Origin of the sequence: Bradyrhizobium sp. 1, from assembly GCF_023073315.1 — a bacterium.
Taxonomy (GTDB): domain Bacteria; phylum Pseudomonadota; class Alphaproteobacteria; order Rhizobiales; family Xanthobacteraceae; genus Bradyrhizobium.
Map to the genome: position 1 here is coordinate 25,960 of NZ_JADPJH010000014.1, position 18,519 is coordinate 44,478.

Sequence of the window (18,519 nt, forward strand, 5' to 3'; positions counted from 1 at the left end):
TTAAGTAAACACGTCGCGAGTAAATAACGGCTTAACCCTCCCAATAAGACGTTGGCAGCACAGCTGATCCGGAATTCTACAGCTCCCGCGCCACCCCGGGCAGCGCCGGCACGAAGCGGACCTCGACGAGTTCCCTACGCTCGATCCCGGTCTCGGTCCGGACGAGCCGGATCAGCGTCTGCACGCCCTGATGCGGGCCAACCGGGGCGATCAGGATGCCGCCGACCTCGAGCCGCTCGACCAGATTCTCCGGAAGCTGCTCGACCGCGGCGGTGACGATGATGCGGTCGAACGGGCCGATATTGGGCGGCAAATTGAGCCCGTCGCCGAGCATCACCTCGACATTGTGACAGTTCAGCTTTTCGAGCCTGGCGCGCGCGGTGTCCGCAAGCTTGCGGTAGCGCTCGACCGTCAGCACCTGGCCCGCCAGCCGCGACAACACCGCCGCCTGATAGCCGGAGCCCGCGCCGATCTCGAGCACGCGGTGCTGCTTCCGGAGCTGGAGCTGCTCGGTCATGTAGGCGACGACGAAGGGCTGGCTGATGGTCTGCCCGCAAGCGATCGGCAGCGCGCTATCGCGATAAGCGCCCTCGCGATCGGCCTCATCGACGAACTGGTCGCGCGGCACCTCCTCCATGGTCCGCAGCACCGCCTGATCGCTGATGCCCCGACGCCTCAGCGTGAGCTGAAACATCATCTTTTCCGGTGGGTGCTGGTTGAAGATCATCGCTGCTTGTGTCGTCTCGTCAGGTCTGGATTGCCGCTTGCGCAGTCAGGCCGGAGGCAAGAATCTTGTTCCTGCACAGGAACCCATGATAGCCTTTCGGCTGCGTTACCGGACCACAAATTGGCTCGCTGCGGGCTGACTGCCAATGCCAATTTCGGGTGTCCGTTCGCCGAAACGCGCATTGCGTCGATTCGTGTTATCTGCGAACGTTTTTCGCGAATGGGCAAGGACTCAACGACTATGACCGCAACAGGGCTTTCGGGCCGCTCTGTATTCCTCGTCGAGGACGAGGTCATGATCAGGATGATGGTCGCGGACATGCTCGAAGAGCTCGGCTACAAGGTCGCAGCCGAAGCCGGCGATATTACCGAAGCTCTACGGCTCGCCGATGCGACCGAGTTCGACATCGCCATCCTCGACGTCAACGTCAACGGCAAGGTCATCTCCCCGGTCGCCGACCTGATCAAGGCGAAGGGCTGCCCCTTCATCTTTGCCACCGGCTATGGCTCCTCCGGCCTGCCCGAGCAATACCGCGACCGTCCGGCGCTGCAGAAGCCGTTTCAGCTCGACGCGCTTGCGAGGACAATCGAAGCCGCGCTTCGCAGCAGCTAGCCGATTTCCGTGGCCAGCCGCTATTTCAGCGTCGCACTCAGCGCTTCCGAAAACGCCTCATTGGTACGGTCGAGCCGGAGCGGCGTGACCGAGACGTAGCGCTCGCGCAGCGCCGCCAGATCCGTGCCGTCCGCGGGCGTGTCCATCATCGCTGCGCGCTCAAAACCGATCCAGAAATAGGGATTGTTGCGGCCGTCCCTGCGCTCGTCGATCCTGAGGAAGCCGAGATTGCGCTTGCCCTGGCGGGTGACGCGAATGCCGAGCACATCCTCCGGCGCGCAGGCCGGGAAGTTGACGTTGATGACGGTGTCCCTGGGGATGCCGGCCTTGATCACCTTGCGCAGGATGTCGGGCCCGAATTTGCGCGCAGTGTCCCAGAGCGGCCGGTCGCGGGTCTCGACGCTGAATTCCTGCGACAGCGCGAACGACGGCAGCCCCAAAATGGTGCCTTCCAGCGCGCCGGCGATGGTGCCGGAATAGACCACGTCCTCGGCAACGTTGCGGCCCTTGTTGACGCCCGACAGCACGAGGTCCGGCGGCTTGGTGCCCAGGATGTGCCGCGCGCCCATGATGACGCAGTCGGTTGGCGTGCCGCGCACGGCGAAGTGCCGCTCTCCGACATCGCGCAGCCGCAAGGGGTCGTTCAGCGACAGCGAATGCGACACCCCGGACTGGTCGAGCTCGGGCGCGACCACCCAGACGTCCTCGGATAGCGCCCTGGCGATCTCCTCCACGACCTTGAGGCCGGGAGCGTGGATGCCGTCGTCATTGGTGCAGAGGATGCGCATGTGAAAGGTCGATTCCTGAAGCCGTTTGAGCCGTCTTATCCGGCTGGGGCCGATCAGGCAAACCGGACGCCGCCGGGATTTGGGCAGAGCGCATCTGTGATCTAGCTCATTGCGGCGGCGCAGCACGAAGCCCTATTTTTGGTCCATATTCCGAGGCGACGGGACACCGAATGACCCGCTTTGCTGCCCTCATCTCTCTTGGTCTTGAACTTGGGCTCGGGCTCGGACTGAGCGCGCTCGCGCCAGAGCCGGCACAGGCGCAGGATTCAGGGGGCTCGGACCGCTGCTTTCCCTGGCAGGAGTTTCGTGGCGGCAACTGCGTGGCGAAGGCGGCTCCTCTTGATCCGCCGCCTGCGGGAACGCCGCTCCCGAGCCCGCCCCCTTTGCCGGAACGCAGCGAAACGACCGCTCCGCCAGCTCCTGCGCCGCCGCGTGCGCTGATCGCCATCACCTGCATCGGCGGCACGGCGAGCGACGGCCAATGCGCCTGCCCGGCCGGCTTCCAGTTGATGCCCTCAGGCACGGATCCCGGCGGCACCTGTGTGCGAACCAATGCGGTGAACTGCCAAGGCGGCGCGTTGACGGTCGCCGGCGAATGCCTGTGCGACGGCCAGGTCACCATGTCCGGACAGGTCTACGAACTCGAATTGTCGCGCGGCAAATGCGTGCCGAAACGCTGTCCGCGCGAGGGTCCTTGCCTCACGGCAGCAACGAAGCCGGAGGGTGAGGCTTCGCCACGGTTGTCATCGGACGAGCCTGAGCGGCCGCGCAATTGCGCCAAAGGCATGGTCGCGACGCGCCACGGCTGCGTGTCGGCACGGCATCGATCGCAGACGATTGATCCAGGCACGTTCTTTAGAGTGACACCGAACTATCCGAGCCCAATGCACCATTAGCGGCGGATGCGCCATTGCGGCAGGAAGCGCGCGAGCCGGCCTTCGGCGCGCAGCTGCATCGCCGGCAAGACCGCGCTCACGATGGGCGCCTCGATCACGCCGAGCGCCTTCAGTTGCGCCACGATCGGGTCCGATTCCGGCGCCTCGACCGGCATCATGGGAAAACGTTCGCGTGCCATCGTCAGCGCCGTGTCGAAGTCCGCGGCATTCACGCCGGGCTTGGCCCGCCGGCTCTGCACGAGAGCATCATCCCACAGCCGAGTGACATCGATGTCGAGCACGCCGCGCAGACGCTGATCGACGGCCTGGATGCCGGCACCCGTCACGGCCCATTGTCTGCCGACCCAGAAGACGTCGCTGTGCAAGGCCATGAACATTGGTTCGCGTTGTCGAGTGGCCGCAAGATAACCTGCCGCCCGATCTTCGCAACCAAACGTTTCTACCGTTACAGGCGAGCAATCGCGCTTAGTCGCGCGCGACCACCTTGAGCCCGCCCATATAGGGCTGGAGCACGTCGGGGACCGCGATCGAGCCGTCCTCCTGCTGATAGGTCTCCATCACGGCGATCAGCGCGCGCCCGACCGCGGTGCCGGAGCCGTTCAGCGTGTGCACGAAGCGCGGCTTGCCGTCAGGCCCGCGCGAGCGCGCATCCATGCGCCGCGCCTGGAAGTCGCCGCAGACCGAGCAGCTCGAGATCTCGCGGAACATGCCGCCGTCGCCCTGCCCGGGCATCCAGACCTCGATGTCATAGGTTTTTTGCGACGAGAAACCCATATCGCCTGCGCAGAGCGTCATCACGCGGTAATGCAGGTCGAGCTTCTGCAGCACCTGCTCGGCGCAGGACAGCATCCGCTCCAGCTCGTCCTTGCTGATTTCAGGCGTCGTGATCGAGACCAGCTCGACCTTGGTGAACTGATGCTGGCGGATCATGCCGCGAGTATCGCGGCCTGCGGCCCCCGCCTCGGCGCGGAAGCACGGCGTCAGCGCGGTGAGCCGCATCGGCAGCTGTTTCTCGTCGAGGATGGATTCGCGGACGAGGTTGGTGAGTGCGACTTCCGCGGTCGGGATGAGCCCGAGGCGTTCGGTTTTCAGCCGCTCGAGATCGGGGGCTGCAAGGAGCTCGCCGCTGATCGCCCAGAACTGATCGTCCTCGAATTTCGGCAATTGTCCGGTGCCGAACATCACCTCGTTGCGCACCAGCAGCGGCGGGTTGATCTCGGTATAGCCGTGCTCGTTGGTGTGCAGGTCGAGCATGAACTGGCCGATCGCGCGCTCCAATCGCGCCAGCCCCTTCTTCAGCACGACGAAGCGCGCGCCGGAGAGCTTTGCCGCCGCCTCGAAATCCATGTAGCCGAGCGCGGTGCCGAGATCGTCATGCAGTTTTGGCGCAAAGCTGTAGTTGCGCTTGTTGCCGAACACATGGTGTTGCACGTTACCGTGCTCGTCGACGCCGTCGGGCACTTCGTCGAACGGAATGTTCGGAATTGCGGACAGCTCTTTCATGAGCTCTTCGTCAGCGGTCTTTGCGGCGGCTTCGAGCTCGGGCATCGTGGTCTTGAGCTCGGCGACCTCGGCCATCAGCTTGGCCGCGCGCGCGTCGTCCTTGGCCTTCTTGGCGTCGCCGATTTCCTTCGAGGCCGCATTGCGCCGCGCCTGCGCCTGCTCGGAGGCCAGGATCGCCGCACGCCGTTTCTCGTCGATCGCGAGCAGCGAGGCCGACAACGGCTTCAGGCCACGCCGGGCAAGGCCGGCGTCGAAGGCTTGCGGATTGTCGCGGATCGATTTGATGTCGTGCATGGCTGATTTCCCGTCATGGCCGGGTTTATCCCGGCCATCCACGTCTCTGCCGCCTTAGATCAAGTCGTGGATGCCCGGGTCAAGCCCGGGCATGACGAATCATGGGCTGAGCAGCAACATGATAGAACGAAAGCGCCCTACTCCGCCGGATTGGCGGGCGTCGACACGTCGGTGCCGGTGGTGGCGCTCGAGGCCGCCGCCTTCTTCTCCACGATCGCGACCGCGATAATCGAGCCCTCGTAGAGCAAGAGCAAGGGAATCGCGAGCGAGCACTGGCTCAGCACATCAGGCGGCGTCAGCACTGCCGCGATGACGAAGGCGATGACGATGAAATAGCGGCGCTTCTCGCGCAGCATTTTCGAGGTGACGATACCGATGCGGCCGAGCAGCGTCAGGATCACCGGAAGCTGGAAGGCGATGCCGAAGGCGAAGATCAGCGACATCATCAGCGACAGATATTCGCCGACCTTGGGCAGCAGCTGGATCTGCGCGGTCTCATCGCTGCCGGCCTGCTGCATGCCGAGCGAGAAGCGGACCAGCATCGGCAGCACGACGAAATAGACCAGCGCTGCTCCCAGCACGAAGAAGAACGGCGTCGCGACCAGATAGGGTACGAAGGCGTTCTTCTCGTGCTTGTAGAGGCCCGGCGCGACGAATTTGTAGATCTGGGTTGCGACGATCGGGAACGAGATGAAGCCGGCACCAAACAGCGCGAGCTTGAGCTGGGTGATGAAATATTCCAGCAGCGCCGTGTAGATGAATTTCGAATTCTCCGGACCCGCGACCCACACGAACGGCCAGACCAGCACGTTGTAGATCTGCTTGGCGAAGAAGAAGCACAAGATGAAGGCGAGGCCGAAGCCAAGCAGCGCCTTGATCAGCCGCGACCGCAGCTCGATCAGATGGTCCATCAATGGGGCTTTGCTGGCCTCGATATCGGCGTCGCTCATGACGCTTTGACGTCCTTGATCGCCTCGGATGGTGCGGTGTCTTGTATCGCAGTATCCTGCGCGACCGGTGCCGGCTCGATCTCACGGGTGATGGCGAGCGGTTCGTTCAGCGCGGCATGCGCCTCGGCTTCCACAAAAGTCTCGGGCGTCGGCGCTTCCGGCGTCGTGGGGGTCGCCGGCGGCTCGACAGCAGTGGTGGTCGTTGTCTCGGCCGGCTTGTCCAGCGCATCGACGCGGAGTGCGTCGCTGACGTCCTTCTGGAGCGAGGTCATCAGATTGTTGCCGGCGAAGCCGGACGCCGCTTCCTTGACCTCGTCAAAGCTCTTCTTGAGGTCGGCCATCTCGGCCTCGCGCATCGCTTCCTGGAACTGGCCCTGGAATTCGGCGGCCATCTTGCGGGCCTTGCCCATCCACTGGCCGACCATGCGCAGCACGCCCGGCAGCTCTTTCGGGCCGATGGCGACCAAGGCCACAACCCCGATCAGAAGCAGTTCACTCCACCCGATGTCGAACATGACGTCTTCCGTTCACGCGAAGCCACGACCGGCCCAATCCCTCACGCGCAGGATCGAGGCCGCTACCCGCGTCTCGCGTGCTCCTGGTTCAGACGGCCTTGCTGCCGACGTCGGACCGCGCCGCGGTCGGCGCGGCATTGTGCTCGATCGACTTGGACGGCTCGGCGGGCTTGTCGGCGACCTTGTCGTCGTCCTGCATGCCCTTCTTGAAGGCCTTGATGCCCTGCGCCACGTCGCCCATCAGATCCGAAATCTTGCCGCGGCCGAACAGCAGCAGGACGACTGCGATCACCAGGATCCAGTGCCAAATGCTAAGCGAACCCATCCTGCAACCCTCCAAACACACGTGGCCGGGGACCCGGCCGATCTTCCCGGAAACCTAGGCGCGGCAGGCCTCAAAAACAAGGACCAAGGCAGCGCCAATTCGCTGTTGGCGCTACGTAATCTTGCTAAGCGTTAACTGGTCGCAGGGGGCACCTGAAAGGCCGGACGTCAGTCCTCGCTGCCGCCTTCGCCGCCCTCATTGCCGCCTTCCGGCGCCGCTTCCGGCGTCTCGGGCTCAACCGCAGGCGCCAACGCCAGATCGAGGTCATCGCCGGGTTCCAGCGGATCCTCGTCCTCGCGCAGTTGCGGGTCATCGGACGGCGTCGGAACGCTGAATCCGGTCGGCAGGCGCGAATCCAAGAGGCCTGTGCCCTTCAGCTCTTCCAGGCCCGGCAGGTCACCGAGCTGTTCCAGCGTGAACTGCGACAGGAAGTCCTCGGTGGTTCCGAAGGTCAAGGGACGGCCGGGCGTCTTGCGACGGCCGCGCGGCTTGATCCAGCCGGTCTCCAGCAGCACGTCGAGCGTGCCCTTCGAGGTGATGACGCCGCGGATCTCCTCGATCTCAGCGCGCGTCACCGGCTGGTGATAGGCGATGATCGCCAGCACTTCGATCGCGGCGCGCGACAGGCGGCGGGTCTCGGTGCTCTCGCGCGTCATCAGCCAGGCGAGATCGCCGGCGGTACGAAAGGTCCATTTGTTGGCGACCCGCACGAGGTTCACGCCGCGCAACGAATAGTCGGCCTGGAGCTGCTCGAGCGCGGCCTTGACGTCGACGCCGTCAGGCATGCGCTTGGCCAGCGTCGCGGTATCCAGCGGTTCATTCGAAGCAAACAGCAGCGCTTCCAGCAGCCGCAATTCTTCGGGACGTGCCTGGGACTCGTTCTCCATCGGCTCGGCCTCTTCTACCCGCACTTCAGCCAGGCTTGCCATGGCAGATTCTCCTTGTTGCACTTAAGCGACCGGCGCATCGGGCGCAGGAGCTGCGTCCATGACCGGCTTGGAGCGCCCCTTCCGGAAATAGATGGGCGCAAACGCCTCTTTCTGGTTCAGCTCGAGCTGACCTTCACGCACCAGTTCGAGCGCGGCAGCGAAGCTCGAGGCAAGCACCGTCGCGCGCTGCGTCGGATCGGCGACGTGCCGGAGCAGATAGTCGTCGAGAACGCCCCAGTCGTCCTGCTCGCTGATGCTGCCAACCAGCCGCTCCAGCGTGGCGCGCGCCTCGGCGAGCGACCACACGGTGCGCTTGGCCAGATGCACGCTCGCCAGCACGCGCGACTGGCGCTGCGAGGCATAGGCGGTGAGCAAATCGTACAGCGTCGCGGTGTATTTCGGATGCCTGATCTCGGCGATCTGCTCGGGCTCGCCGCGCGGAAAAATGTCGCGCAGCAATTGCTGCCGGTTCATCAGCCGGTTGGCGGCTTCACGAATGGCCTCCAGCCGGCGCAGCCGGTTGGCAAGCGCGGTCGCCATCTCTTCGGCGCTCGGACCTTCCGCGCTCGGCGGCTCCGGCAGCAGCAGGCGCGACTTCAGGAAGGCGAGCCACGCCGCCATCACGAGATAGTCGGCGGCAAGCTCAAGCCGGATCTTTCGCGCGGCTTCGATGAAGTGGAGATACTGGTCCGCCAGCGCCAGGATCGAGATCTTGGCGAGATCGACCTTCTGATTGCGAGCAAGCGCGAGCAACAGGTCGAGCGGGCCCTCATAGCCCTCGACGTCCACCACCAACGCCGGCTCATCCTCGGCGAGCTCTGCGGGCCGCCCGGTCTCGAACGATAGGATTTCTGCGGTCATGCGGATGCCGTGTTTGCCCGTGCGATCAATGCGTCCAGCTCCATGCGCGCGGCCGCGCGGTCGAACGGCTGCGGCGCCTTGCGTGCCGCGAGCGCGGCGTTCGCCCGCTCCAGCGCCCTATCAGACAATTCAGGTGTCTGGGCGGCGACCTCGCGCATCTCCTCGATGTCGCCGTTGCAATGCAGGGCCACGTCGCAACCGGCCGCGAAGATGGCGCGGGTCCGTTCGGCGATATCCCCCGACAGCGCGTTCATCGACACGTCATCACTCATTAACAAACCCTGGAACCCGATCACGCCACGAATCACCTGAGCGATCATTGTCGCAGAAGTCGTCGCCGGATGGGCGGGGTCGACCGCGCTAAACACAACATGTGCAGTCATGGCCATCGGCAGATCGGCCAGCGGCTTGAACGCGGCGAAGTCGGTCCGTTCCAGCTCATCCCTCGGCGTATCGACCGTCGGCAGCGTGAAGTGGGTGTCGGCGGTAGCCCTTCCATGGCCGGGAATGTGCTTGAGCACCGGCAGCACGCCGCCCTGCTCCAGCCCCTCGGTGACCGCGCGCGCGATCGCCGCGACCTTGCCCGGTTCGGTGCCGTAAGCCCGGTTCCCGATGACGGCATTAGCGCCCGCCACCGGCACGTCGGCCAGCGGCAAGCAATCCACGGTAATGCCGAGATCAGTGAGATCGGCCGCGATCAGCCGGGCGCTGAGACGCGCGGCGGTGAGCCCGAGCGCCGAATCAGTGTCGTACAGGGTCGAGAATACGGCGCCCGGCGGATAGGCCGGCCAGTGCGGCGGCCCCAGCCGCTGCACCCGTCCGCCCTCCTGGTCGATCAGGACAGGTGCGTCGGGAGCATTCGCAACCGCCCGCAATTCCGCAACCAATGCAGCAACTTGAGCCGGGGTCGCGACATTGCGCTTGAACAGGATGAAGCCCCATGGGCGCTGGCTGCGGATAAACTCCCGCTCGGCGGCGGTCAGTTCCGTTCCGGAAACGCCTGTTATGAAGGCCCGCATGCTCATAACGGCCGATTAACCCTGCCCCGTCAGAGGGTCAAGGAATCGGCGGATAATACTACGGGATAAAGCACTGCCCGCCGGCGGCCATCAGCTCCTTACAGAACTGCGAGGCCTCCTGGCGCGACCGGTAGGGGCCGACCAACGCACGGTACTTGACCTTGCCGTCGGACAATTCGGTCCGCCTGATCACCGCCGAGCGTGAGCCCAGAACCGACGGATATTTGCCCTGCGTCACGCGGTACGATTCCTTGGCCGCGGCTTCGGTGTCCTGAGACGAAACCGACACCATGACGCCTTGGGTCTCGGGAGCAGCGCTTGGCGCGATCTGGGTGGGATTGGTGGCAGCCATCCGCTGCTGCGGCTCGGCGGGCGATGCCTGCGGCGCCAGCGAGAGCGGCTGGTTGGCGCTGGCATTGGCCGAGGTCGGCGGTGTACGCGGCGCGGCGGGTGCTGCGACCGGCTTCGGCGGAGCTGCCGGCCTGGCCGCCGATTGCGGCGTGCCACTATCGGTCTGATCGCCCTTCACGGCGACAGTCCGAACCGGGCGCGGCGTTGTGGCCGGCATCGTGCCGTTGCTCGGGACCGGACCCGCGCTTGACGGCGGCAAAGTGGACGACGACACGCTCGCCACCGGCGGCGGGTTCGCATTCGGGTTCAGCGGCGGGAACACGACGCGCGGACCGCTCGCCCTGGCATTGACGTCGACAGGCGCTTCCTCGCGCGGCACGATCTTCTCGGTGCCGTCGCCGGTGACCATCCGATCCGGCACCTTGGCCGAGGAATCCGTCGGCGCCGGCACGATCTTGGTCGGGGTGTTGTCGGCCTTGATGACCGGCGGCTCGCCGCTGCGGGGCGAGCCCACATAGGTCTTGTAGGCGAAGGCAGCCCCCGTCCCGACCACGGCAAGCGCCAGGATCGCCGCGACCGTCATCAGGCCGCCGCGCTGCTTCTTCGGCTCCTCGAGATCGGCTTCGGGATAATCGCTCTGGAACGCGTAGGGATCGTCCGGATAGGCGGGATCGCGCTGATAGTCCTGCTCGCCCGCCTCCAGCCGTCCGTAGAGCGCATCGTCGTAACGCGCCGGATCGGGCTGCTGATGCGGCTCCTGATAGGCCTGGTCCTGGTACGCCTGATCGGGCTGCTGGTAAGCCTGATCCTGATAGGCTTGAGCCTGGTAAGCGTGATCCTGATAGGCCTGCGGCTGTTGGACCTCGGGCGCGGTCGGCTGGGCGGAATAGCGATGCAACGGGTGAACCGGGTTTACTGAGACGGGATAGTCGGGCTCCGGCGCGGGGGCCGGCTGCGGCTGCACGTTGGCGCGCCGCATCCATGAGGGCGGCCCGGGCGGAGGCGGCGAGGCCTGCTCGGCATAGTCCTGCTGATAATCGTCCTGCGGATAGTCGTCGCCTTGATAGCTCTGAGCGGGCGCTGCCGGCGGCTGCGCGCTCGGCCGCCCCTGCGCTGCGAATGGATCGGTCTGTCCGATCAGGCGGGCGAGTTCGGCCAGGGGATCATTGTCCGCCTTGCCATGCTGATCGCTACCGCGACCATAGTCGTCGGAAGGAAACGGTCTGTCCTGATATCGTTCGGCCATCGTAATGATGCGTCCCTTCGGGAAAGCCGCGCGCCCCTCGACCAAGGCACGGCCTTCGACCCACAAGGCTGTCAACCAAGTCTAAGCGATCCGGCTTCTGCCGGTTACCCCCAAATTCCCCTTAGGTAGTTCGCCCCAAACTACCGCATCTCGTCCGGGGCATGGACGCCGAGGATGGCGAGGCCCGATGCCAGAACCGAGACGACGCCCTGGACCATGGCCAGTCGCGCCTTTGTTAGATCTGCATCATTATTGATAATGAAGCGTAAATAGGGCAAATCGCGCCCCTTCGTCCAAAGTGCATGAAATTCGCTCGCTAAGTCATAGAGATAGAAGGCAATTCGGTGCGGCTCGTGGGCCGCGGCGGCGGCTTCCAGCATCCGCGGAAAAATTGCGAGGCGCTTGAGGAGATCAAGCTCCACCGGGTCCGACAGCCGCTCTACCGCCGACTCACCGAGCCAGGCGATACGCTTGCCGGCATCCTCCGGCAGTTCCGGGAACACCTCAGCCCGGGCGTTGCGGAAGATCGAGTGGCCGCGGGCGTGGCCGTACTGGACGTAGAACACCGGATTTTCGCGCGACTGCTCCATGACCTTGGCAAGGTCGAAGTCGAGCACCGCGTCGTTCTTGCGGTAGAGCATCATGAAGCGGACGGCGTCCTGGCCGACCTCATCCACCACCTCACGCAAGGTGACGAAGTCCCCGCTCCGCTTCGACATTTTCACCGGCTCGCCGTTGCGCAGCAGCTTCACGAGCTGGACGATCTTGACGTCGAGCGCGCCCTTGCCTGACGTCGTCGCCTTCACCGCCGCCTGCATGCGCTTGATGTAGCCGCCATGATCGGCGCCCCAGACGTCGATCATCTCCGCAAAACCACGGTCGAACTTGTTCTTGTGGTAGGCGATGTCGGAGGCGAAGTAGGTGTAGGAATTGTCCGACTTGATCAGCGGACGATCGACGTCGTCGCCATAAGCGGTCGCCTTGAACAGCAGCTGCTCGCGGTCTTCCCAGTCCTCGATCGGCGCGCCCTTCGGCGGCGGCAGGCGTCCCTCGTAGATGTCGCCCTTGGCCTTCAGGAAATCGATGGTCTCGGCAACCTTGTTGTTGCCGCTCTCGATCAGCGAGCGCTCCGAGAAAAACACGTCGTGACGGATGTTGAGGGCGGCGAGATCGCCCTTGATCTCGTCCATCATCATTGCGATCGCCTTGGCGCGCACTGTCGGCAGCCATTGCGCCTCGCTCATCGCGCGGAGCTTGTCGCCATGCTCCTTGGCAAGCGCCTCGCCCACCGGCTTGAGATAGTCGCCGGGATAGAGCCCTTCCGGGATCGCGCCGATATCCTCGCCCAGCGCCTCGCGATACCTGAGAAAGGCAGAGCGCGCGAGCACGTCGACCTGCGCACCGGCATCGTTGATGTAATATTCGCGGGTGACATCGTGGCCGCCGAACTCGAGCAGGCTGGCCAGCGCATCGCCGAACACGGCGCCGCGGCAATGGCCGACATGCATCGGCCCGGTCGGATTGGCCGAGACGTATTCGACGTTGACCTTCGAGCCGCCGCGGACGCGGCCGTAATCGGCGCCCTCGCGCAGCACTGTCCGCAGCGCCTCGGCCCAGGCGGCCGGCTGCAGCGTCAAATTGATAAAGCCGGGACCGGCGATATCGACCTTGGTGATCAATGCGTCAGCGCGCAGCCGCTCGGCGATCTGCTCGGCGAGGTCACGGGGCTTTGCCTTTGCCTCTTTCGCAAGCACCATGGCGGCGTTGGTCGCCATGTCGCCATGGGAGGCATCGCGCGGCGGCTCGACCACCACGCGCGAGAAATCGATGCCCTCGGGCCAGTTGGCTTCGGCCGCGAGCGCGCGGCAGGCAGCGTGCACGCGTGCGAGCACGTCGGCGAACAAATGCGGTGCTGAGGATGTGTCGGGCATGGTCGCCGCCTAACGCAAATCCGGGGTCGAGTCAAAGAGCCGCTGGTGCTCGGTCAGGGCGAAACGGTCGGTCATTCCGGCAATGAAATTGCCGATCCGCCGGGCCCGGTCGCCCTCATGATCAGCCTCCGCCCCGAGCAGCCATTCCGGCGGCAGCTCGTCCGGCGATTTCAGGTATTTTGCGAACAGGTCGAACAGGATCTGTTCCGCCTCCCCCATCACCCGCATCACCCGCTTGTGGCGGTACATGTGCTGGTAGAGGAAGCGCTTGATGGCGGCCTCCTCCTCGGCGACTTCAGGCGGGAACGCGATCAGCGCCCGGCTCTGCTGCCGGACGTCCTGGGCCGATTGCGGTTTCACGGCGGCGAGGTTCCTCTCGGCTTCCGCAAACACCGCGCCGATCAGATGCGAGATCAGCTCACGCACGAGTTCAGCGCCGCGCCTGAAATCTTCGAGATCGGGATAATGCGCCGAGGTTTCGGCGATGATCTCCGCGGTGAGCGGCATCACCTTGAGATCATCGAGCTGGAACAGCCCGGCGCGCAGGCCGTCGTCGATGTCGTGGGCGTCATAGGCAATGTCGTCCGCGATCGCAGCCACTTGCGCTTCGAGCGAAGCAAAACTCCACAATTCGAGATCGTAGGTCTTGATGTAGTCGGCGATGCCGACGGGAATGCCGTGCTCTCGATAGCGTCCGACCGGCGCGCCGCTGCGATCGGTCAGCGGGCCGTTGTGCTTGACGATGCCCTCGAGCGACTCCCAGGTCAGGTTGAGCCCGTCGAACTCGGGATACCGGTGCTCCAGCGACGCGACGACGCGAAGCGTCTGGGCGTTGTGGTCGAAACCGCCAAAATCCTTCATGCAGGCATCCAACGCCCGCTCGCCGGCGTGCCCGAACGGGGGATGGCCGAGATCATGGGCGAGCGCCAGCGTCTCCGTGAGGTCCTCGTCCAGCCCAAGCTGCCGGGCCAGCGCGCGGGCGATCTGCGCCACCTCCAGCGAATGGGTCAGCCGGGTGCGGTAGTGGTCACCCTCATGGAACACGAACACCTGGGTCTTGTATTTGAGGCGGCGGAACGCGGTGGAATGGATCACCCGGTCGCAATCCCGCCGGAACGGGCTCCGGGTCCGGCTCGGCGGCTCCGCGACCAGCCGGCCGCGGCTGCGGTCGGGATCGCAGGCAAAGGGCGCGCGGGGGGCTGCCATTCCGACGGACACGGCGAATTTAGTCCCTATCCATTTGATTCTGCGTATGGTGGCACTTAACTATGCCGGACGCGCGATACCAAATGAATTGGATATGACCGCGGGACTATCGGAGACGAGCCATGACGACTGACGTGACCATCAGTGACCGCGCCGCACGCCGGATTGGGGAGATCCTCAAGGGCGAAGGCACAGGCGCGATGTTGCGCATCTCGGTCGAGGGCGGCGGCTGTTCCGGCTTCCAGTACAAGTTCGACATCGACCGCGACCGCACCGACGACGATCTCGTGATCGAGCAGGAGAGCGCGGTGGTGCTGGTCGATTCTGCCTCGCAGCCGTTCCTGGCGGGCTCGCAGGTCGATTTCGTCGACGATCTGATCGGCGCCTCGTTCCGCGTCAACAATCCGAACGCGACGGCGTCCTGCGGCTGCGGGACCAGCTTCTCGATCTGACGCGCTCGAAATTCGAAGACCCCCATTCGCCGTACTGGGCACGCTGAAATCGCGTCTTCCCGCTGCTTTGCGCTAAACTGAGAGTCGCCCGCTCACCCTCAATGGAGGGTTAGGTGTCAGTCGTGACGTGGTCCCACGCTTGTTCATTGTATCCGATGAGCCAGTTCAAAGCGTAATGTCTCTCTTTTGTCACGCCAGGATCGAGATCTGCCTGTACCTGCTGTCCCTTCATGCGGGCGTTTCTAACAGCCCAGTGGTACCTGTAGATCAGATCGGCCTGATCAAGAATGTCGGCGATCGGACGAAGTTCGGACTCTTCGATGAACTGAGTAGTTGTCCGTTCGGTCATCGTCCTCGCGGCGAATTCCACGTCGCAAATCTCTGCCGGCTTGCCTAGTTGAGCCACGAAGCCCAATGCCCAAAGTAGAGCCCAGGCAGCTTCATGCCTCCAAGTGAATTGAACCCGGTCGTGCTGCGAGGGCGAATGGTCGAACACGAAGGCGAGTTCCTTCGGCGTCAGATGTGGCCGGAGTTCGTGGAATTCCAGAACTCCTTCAACTATTTCTTGATCAAGTCCTTCGCCCTTGGGTTGCGGTAGTCTCCATGTCGCGCGACACCGTGATCAGCATCATCTGACGGGCGCTTTAGGCGCCGGTCATCTGCCTTTCCTCGTCCGTCCACTCGACGTCATCAGGCATCAGCTTCGGCTGAAGCGGTGCGTCCTCCGACATCGTGTGACCGTCCAGCGCCCGCAGCAGCGCGGCGGCCAGTGCGGGCTTGCGTAGCGGCTTTGCCAGAAAATCCGACATGCCCGCCTCGCGGCAGATCTTGACGTCTTCGGAGAAGGCGTTGGCGGTCAGCGCGATGATCGGCAAGGCGTCGAAGCGCCCGCCTTGTGCGCGGATCGCGCGGGTCGCGGCAAGGCCGTCCATGTCGGGCATGCGCACATCCATCAGCACCACATCGTAATCGCCCTCGGACACCGCCTCGACGGCCTGGACGCCGTCAGTGACGACCCGAAGCTCGACGTCGAAGGCGCCCAGCATCTTGCTCACCACCATGCGGTTGACGGCGTCGTCCTCGGCGACCAGCACCTTCAGCGGCCGGTCGAGCCCGGCGATCCGCGCCTTGAGTTCGTCGGCTTCGTCGCGGCCGTCCGCCTGGTCGGAGGCCTGCGCCTGGCTCCAGGGCAGCACCAGCGTGAAGCGGAAGGTCGAGCCCTCGCCCGGCGTCGAGGTGACGCCGATGGTGCCGCCCATCTGCTCGATGATGCGCCGGGAGATCGCCAAGCCCAGCCCGGTGCCGCCGAAGCGGCGGCTGATCGAGGCGTCGGCCTGCGCGAAGTCAGAGAACAGCTGGCCAACCTTCTCGGGCGCGATGCCGATGCCGCTGTCGGTCACGGCCCATTCGACTGTCGCGAGCAGATCGCGGCGCGCCTGACACGTCGCTGAGATTGTCACCTCGCCCTGGTCGGTGAACTTCACCGCGTTGGAAGCGAGATTGAGCAGGACCTGGCGGATGCGCGCGACGTCGCCGCGCAGCGTCGGCGGCAGGTTCGGATCGAGCTCGACCTTGACCGCGAGTCCTTTGCTCTTGGCGCTCGCACGCACGACGGTCGCGACCGTCTCGACCAGCGTCTGCGGCGCGAAGTCGATCGCCTCGAATTGGAAGCGGCCGGCCTCGAGCTTGGAGAGGTCGAGAATATCGTTGAGGATGCGCTGGAGATTGTCGCCGGACTCGCGGATCGTGGTGACGGCCTCGTGCTGCTCCGGATCGAGTTTCGTCTCCAGCAGCATGCTGGCGAGCCCGAGCACGCCGTTCATGGGCGTGCGGATCTCGTGGCTCATGACTGCGAGAAAATCCGATTTGGCGCGGCTCTCGGCCTCGGCCTTTTCGGCACGCCAGCGCTCGGTGACGTCGCGGCCGAAGCCGCGATAGCCGAGGAACTGGCCGTCGCGGTCATAGGCCGGCTTCGCGGTCAGCGACCACAGCCGCGCCTCGCCGCCGGCGACGACCCTGAGGTTCATCTCGTGCAGCGGCTCGGCGTGCTCCATCAGGCCGACGACATTGTAGGCCGCGCTCTTGTCGTCGGGACAGAGCATGTCGAGCACGTCGGCGAAGTGCGAACCCTTCAGCAGCGGAAGCGGCAGTTGCGCGACGTCGGCGAAGCGTTGCGGCACATCGACGAGGTGTCCTTCGGCGTCGGTCTGCCACAGCCAGTCGCTGGCGTTCTCCTGAAAATCCTTCAGCAGCAGCGAGATGATCTCGGTCTGGCGCTCGAGGTCGAGCCGGGCCTTGAGATTGCCGAGGAACAGATTGCCTTGCGAGACGATGTTGCGCGCCATGAAGAATGCGAACAGCAGCAGGAACACCGCCGTCACCAGATACGGCCCGGTGCCGCACAACATTAGCGCGCCGGTGCAGGCGACGGTCACGGTGGCGAGATAGACGAGGCCGGCGCGCGGGAAGGTCGACAGCGTGAAGGCGCCGCCCGACATCATGCCGACCATCAGGCAGGCCAGAATGAGCTGGCTGGTCGGCTCGACCCGGCTGAACAGCGCCAGCGGCAGCGTGCCCCAGATCGCCGCGAGGAAAAACGCCTGCCGCAGCATCTGCCGCGCGGCGCGCGGTGACGCCTCCTGCGGCGGGTTCTGGTGCGACCGCCGCCACGCGCGCACCGCGAGCGAGGCGGTGACGGCAAGCGTCATGCCCCAGATCGCGAGGAAGTCGTTCCAGCCCCTGCCCCAGAACAAGATCAGCACGATGGCGACGTTGAGCATGGTGACGGCCATCGTCACCGGGATCAGCTGCGTCACCGCGTCGATCTGCTTGGCGCGGATCCGGCCGAGCTCACGCTCGCCGAGATCGGCGGTCAGGCCGTCCTCGATCTCGAAGCCGCCGAGCCAGTACAGGAACGCGCCGATCAGGCCGTCGCGCGGCTCAGCTCGTTGTGAAGTTTCGACCGGCCATCCCATCCGCAGAACCTTTTCCGTATCAATGGCCTGCGGCCTGCTTAAGCCGGGTTAATTTTGTGGGAGATTTTGCGGCGCGCTTGACGGGCACGTTTGCAGTTTGTTCTAACGGTTGCCCCTGCCCGGAGCCTGCCGACATGCCCATCAGAGTTGCCACCTGGAACGTAAACTCCGTCCGGCAGCGGATCGATCTGCTCCTGACCTGGCTCAGGGAGTGCCAGCCCGACGTCGTCTGCCTCCAGGAGATCAAATGCGTCGACGAGGCCTTCCCGCGGCTGGAGATCGAGGCGCTCGGCTACAACGTGGTCACCCACGGGCAGAAGACGTTCAACGGCGTCGCCCTGCTCTCGAAGCTCAAGTTCGACGAGACCAAATCGGGGCTGGCCGGCGACGACGAGGATGCCCATGCCCGCTTCCTCGAGGGCGTGGTGACGCTCAAGTCTGGCGTGCTGCGCATCGCCTGCCTCTATCTGCCCAATGGCAACCCGGTCGGGACCGAGAAATACCCCTACAAGCTCAAATGGATGTCGCGGCTTCTTGAGTATTCGAAGGAGCGCCTTAAGACCGAGGAGCCGCTGATCCTCGCAGGCGACTTCAACGTCATCCCGCACGCCCGCGACGTCCACAATCCCTCGGCCTGGACCGAGGACGCCCTGTTCAAGCCCGAGACGCGGGAGAGCTTTCAGTCCCTGCTCGGCCTCGGCCTGACCGACGCCCTGCGGGCCGTCACCGACGAGCCCGGGCTCTACACCTTCTGGGACTATCAGGCCGGCGCCTGGCAGAAGAACCATGGCCTTCGGATCGACCATCTGCTGCTGTCGCCGCAGGCCAGCGACAAGCTCGCCAATGTCGGGATCGACAGCTATGTGCGGGCTTGGGAGAAGCCGTCGGACCACGTACCGGTGTGGGCGGATCTGGATCTGGAGGCAGCGTGAGCCTGAG

18 protein-coding genes and 1 pseudogene are annotated in these 18,519 nt (G+C 64.8%); 4 read left to right on the forward strand and 15 right to left on the reverse strand.

The annotated features are described in order from the left end of the window. Window positions 1-76: 76 nt before the first annotated feature. Complete coding sequence (locus tag IVB29_RS08715) at window positions 77-727, reverse strand: protein-L-isoaspartate(D-aspartate) O-methyltransferase (RefSeq protein ID WP_247502997.1); 651 nt, start codon at window positions 725-727, stop codon at window positions 77-79. A gap of 240 nt (window positions 728-967) precedes the next feature. Here IVB29_RS08715 and IVB29_RS08720 point away from each other — a divergent pair, with 240 nt between their 5' ends. Beyond that, the gene (locus tag IVB29_RS08720) at window positions 968-1,339 is read left to right on the forward strand and encodes a response regulator (protein WP_247502998.1); all 372 of its coding nucleotides are present in this window, start codon (window positions 968-970) and stop codon (window positions 1,337-1,339) included. Between the two features lie 20 nt (window positions 1,340-1,359). On the opposite strand, the gene surE is transcribed toward IVB29_RS08720, so the two are convergent. After that, window positions 1,360-2,127 (reverse strand): 5'/3'-nucleotidase SurE, encoded by a 768-nt coding sequence (surE, locus tag IVB29_RS08725; RefSeq protein WP_247502999.1) that lies wholly within the window; start codon window positions 2,125-2,127, stop codon window positions 1,360-1,362. A gap of 170 nt (window positions 2,128-2,297) precedes the next feature. Between surE and IVB29_RS08730 the strand changes: the two genes are divergently transcribed. Continuing rightward, complete coding sequence (locus IVB29_RS08730) at window positions 2,298-3,023, forward strand: hypothetical protein (RefSeq protein ID WP_247503000.1); 726 nt, start codon at window positions 2,298-2,300, stop codon at window positions 3,021-3,023. Here IVB29_RS08730 and IVB29_RS08735 read toward each other — a convergent pair. The 11 genes from IVB29_RS08735 to IVB29_RS08785 all read right to left on the reverse strand — a co-directional run bounded on the left by IVB29_RS08735 (window position 3,020) and on the right by IVB29_RS08785 (window position 14,153). Next, window positions 3,020-3,394: a hypothetical protein gene (locus tag IVB29_RS08735; RefSeq protein WP_247503001.1), complete on the reverse strand. Its 375-nt coding sequence runs from the start codon at window positions 3,392-3,394 to the stop codon at window positions 3,020-3,022. The genes IVB29_RS08730 and IVB29_RS08735 overlap by 4 nt on opposite strands. A gap of 94 nt (window positions 3,395-3,488) precedes the next feature. Then, window positions 3,489-4,820, reverse strand: coding sequence for a serine--tRNA ligase (gene serS / locus IVB29_RS08740; RefSeq protein ID WP_247503002.1), 1,332 nt, complete (start codon window positions 4,818-4,820; stop codon window positions 3,489-3,491). Window positions 4,821-4,957: 137 nt separating this feature from the next. Continuing rightward, entirely contained in the window at window positions 4,958-5,770 is an 813-nt protein-coding gene (tatC, locus tag IVB29_RS08745; RefSeq protein ID WP_247503003.1) for a twin-arginine translocase subunit TatC, read from the reverse strand. After that, window positions 5,767-6,285 (reverse strand): Sec-independent protein translocase protein TatB, encoded by a 519-nt coding sequence (gene tatB / locus IVB29_RS08750; protein ID WP_247503004.1) that lies wholly within the window; start codon window positions 6,283-6,285, stop codon window positions 5,767-5,769. Before tatB ends, tatC begins: the two co-directional genes overlap by 4 nt. 88 nt (window positions 6,286-6,373) lie before the next feature. After that, entirely contained in the window at window positions 6,374-6,610 is a 237-nt protein-coding gene (locus tag IVB29_RS08755) for a twin-arginine translocase TatA/TatE family subunit (protein ID WP_092028685.1), read from the reverse strand. A gap of 167 nt (window positions 6,611-6,777) precedes the next feature. After that, on the reverse strand, window positions 6,778-7,539 hold the full coding sequence (gene scpB, locus IVB29_RS08760) for an SMC-Scp complex subunit ScpB (RefSeq protein WP_247503005.1): 762 nt from the start codon (window positions 7,537-7,539) through the stop codon (window positions 6,778-6,780). A gap of 21 nt (window positions 7,540-7,560) precedes the next feature. After that, window positions 7,561-8,400 (reverse strand): ScpA family protein, encoded by an 840-nt coding sequence (locus IVB29_RS08765; protein WP_092028687.1) that lies wholly within the window; start codon window positions 8,398-8,400, stop codon window positions 7,561-7,563. After that, window positions 8,397-9,425 carry a beta-N-acetylhexosaminidase gene (nagZ, locus tag IVB29_RS08770; protein ID WP_247503006.1) on the reverse strand — a complete coding sequence of 343 codons (1,029 nt, stop codon included), beginning with the start codon at window positions 9,423-9,425 and terminating at the stop codon, window positions 8,397-8,399. Before nagZ ends, IVB29_RS08765 begins: the two co-directional genes overlap by 4 nt. A 52-nt stretch (window positions 9,426-9,477) precedes the next feature. After that, entirely contained in the window at window positions 9,478-11,016 is a 1,539-nt protein-coding gene (locus tag IVB29_RS08775; protein WP_247503007.1) for an SPOR domain-containing protein, read from the reverse strand. A 140-nt stretch (window positions 11,017-11,156) separates the two neighbouring features. Beyond that, window positions 11,157-12,947, reverse strand: coding sequence for an arginine--tRNA ligase (gene argS / locus IVB29_RS08780; RefSeq protein ID WP_247503008.1), 1,791 nt, complete (start codon window positions 12,945-12,947; stop codon window positions 11,157-11,159). A gap of 9 nt (window positions 12,948-12,956) precedes the next feature. After that, a complete protein-coding gene (locus IVB29_RS08785) occupies window positions 12,957-14,153 on the reverse strand; it encodes a deoxyguanosinetriphosphate triphosphohydrolase (protein WP_247503009.1) in 1,197 nt (398 codons plus the stop codon). Between the two features lie 122 nt (window positions 14,154-14,275). Between IVB29_RS08785 and erpA the strand changes: the two genes are divergently transcribed. Then, window positions 14,276-14,605 carry an iron-sulfur cluster insertion protein ErpA gene (erpA, locus tag IVB29_RS08790; RefSeq protein WP_247503010.1) on the forward strand — a complete coding sequence of 110 codons (330 nt, stop codon included), beginning with the start codon at window positions 14,276-14,278 and terminating at the stop codon, window positions 14,603-14,605. Between the two features lie 109 nt (window positions 14,606-14,714). On the opposite strand, the pseudogene IVB29_RS08795 reads toward erpA, so the two are convergent. Both IVB29_RS08795 and IVB29_RS08800 read right to left on the reverse strand, forming a co-directional pair. Further along, a pseudogene (locus tag IVB29_RS08795) lies at window positions 14,715-15,170 on the reverse strand (DUF4272 domain-containing protein); the annotation flags it as partial. Between the two features lie 79 nt (window positions 15,171-15,249). Beyond that, complete coding sequence (locus IVB29_RS08800; RefSeq protein WP_247503011.1) at window positions 15,250-17,580, reverse strand: ATP-binding protein; 2,331 nt, start codon at window positions 17,578-17,580, stop codon at window positions 15,250-15,252. 134 nt (window positions 17,581-17,714) lie between these two features. On the opposite strand from IVB29_RS08800, the gene xth reads away from it, so the two are divergent. After that, a complete protein-coding gene (xth, locus tag IVB29_RS08805; protein ID WP_247503012.1) occupies window positions 17,715-18,512 on the forward strand; it encodes an exodeoxyribonuclease III in 798 nt (265 codons plus the stop codon). Window positions 18,513-18,519 lie beyond the last annotated feature (7 nt).

Bases quoted from the DNA above. Each gene is read 5' to 3' on its own strand.
- IVB29_RS08715 (WP_247502997.1), bottom strand. From the start codon at position 727: ATGATCTTCAACCAGCACCCACCGGAAAAGATGATGTTTCAGCTCACG.
- IVB29_RS08720 (WP_247502998.1), top strand. From the start codon at position 968: ATGACCGCAACAGGGCTTTCGGGCCGCTCTGTATTCCTCGTCGAGGAC.
- surE (WP_247502999.1), bottom strand. From the start codon at position 2,127: ATGCGCATCCTCTGCACCAATGACGACGGCATCCACGCTCCCGGCCTC.
- IVB29_RS08730 (WP_247503000.1), top strand. From the start codon at position 2,298: ATGACCCGCTTTGCTGCCCTCATCTCTCTTGGTCTTGAACTTGGGCTC.
- IVB29_RS08735 (WP_247503001.1), bottom strand. From the start codon at position 3,394: ATGGCCTTGCACAGCGACGTCTTCTGGGTCGGCAGACAATGGGCCGTG.
- serS (WP_247503002.1), bottom strand. From the start codon at position 4,820: ATGCACGACATCAAATCGATCCGCGACAATCCGCAAGCCTTCGACGCC.
- tatC (WP_247503003.1), bottom strand. From the start codon at position 5,770: ATGAGCGACGCCGATATCGAGGCCAGCAAAGCCCCATTGATGGACCAT.
- tatB (WP_247503004.1), bottom strand. From the start codon at position 6,285: ATGTTCGACATCGGGTGGAGTGAACTGCTTCTGATCGGGGTTGTGGCC.
- IVB29_RS08755 (WP_092028685.1), bottom strand. From the start codon at position 6,610: ATGGGTTCGCTTAGCATTTGGCACTGGATCCTGGTGATCGCAGTCGTC.
- scpB (WP_247503005.1), bottom strand. From the start codon at position 7,539: ATGGCAAGCCTGGCTGAAGTGCGGGTAGAAGAGGCCGAGCCGATGGAG.
- IVB29_RS08765 (WP_092028687.1), bottom strand. From the start codon at position 8,400: ATGACCGCAGAAATCCTATCGTTCGAGACCGGGCGGCCCGCAGAGCTC.
- nagZ (WP_247503006.1), bottom strand. From the start codon at position 9,425: ATGAGCATGCGGGCCTTCATAACAGGCGTTTCCGGAACGGAACTGACC.
- IVB29_RS08775 (WP_247503007.1), bottom strand. From the start codon at position 11,016: ATGGCCGAACGATATCAGGACAGACCGTTTCCTTCCGACGACTATGGT.
- argS (WP_247503008.1), bottom strand. From the start codon at position 12,947: ATGCCCGACACATCCTCAGCACCGCATTTGTTCGCCGACGTGCTCGCA.
- IVB29_RS08785 (WP_247503009.1), bottom strand. From the start codon at position 14,153: ATGGCAGCCCCCCGCGCGCCCTTTGCCTGCGATCCCGACCGCAGCCGC.
- erpA (WP_247503010.1), top strand. From the start codon at position 14,276: ATGACGACTGACGTGACCATCAGTGACCGCGCCGCACGCCGGATTGGG.
- IVB29_RS08800 (WP_247503011.1), bottom strand. From the start codon at position 17,580: ATGGGATGGCCGGTCGAAACTTCACAACGAGCTGAGCCGCGCGACGGC.
- xth (WP_247503012.1), top strand. From the start codon at position 17,715: ATGCCCATCAGAGTTGCCACCTGGAACGTAAACTCCGTCCGGCAGCGG.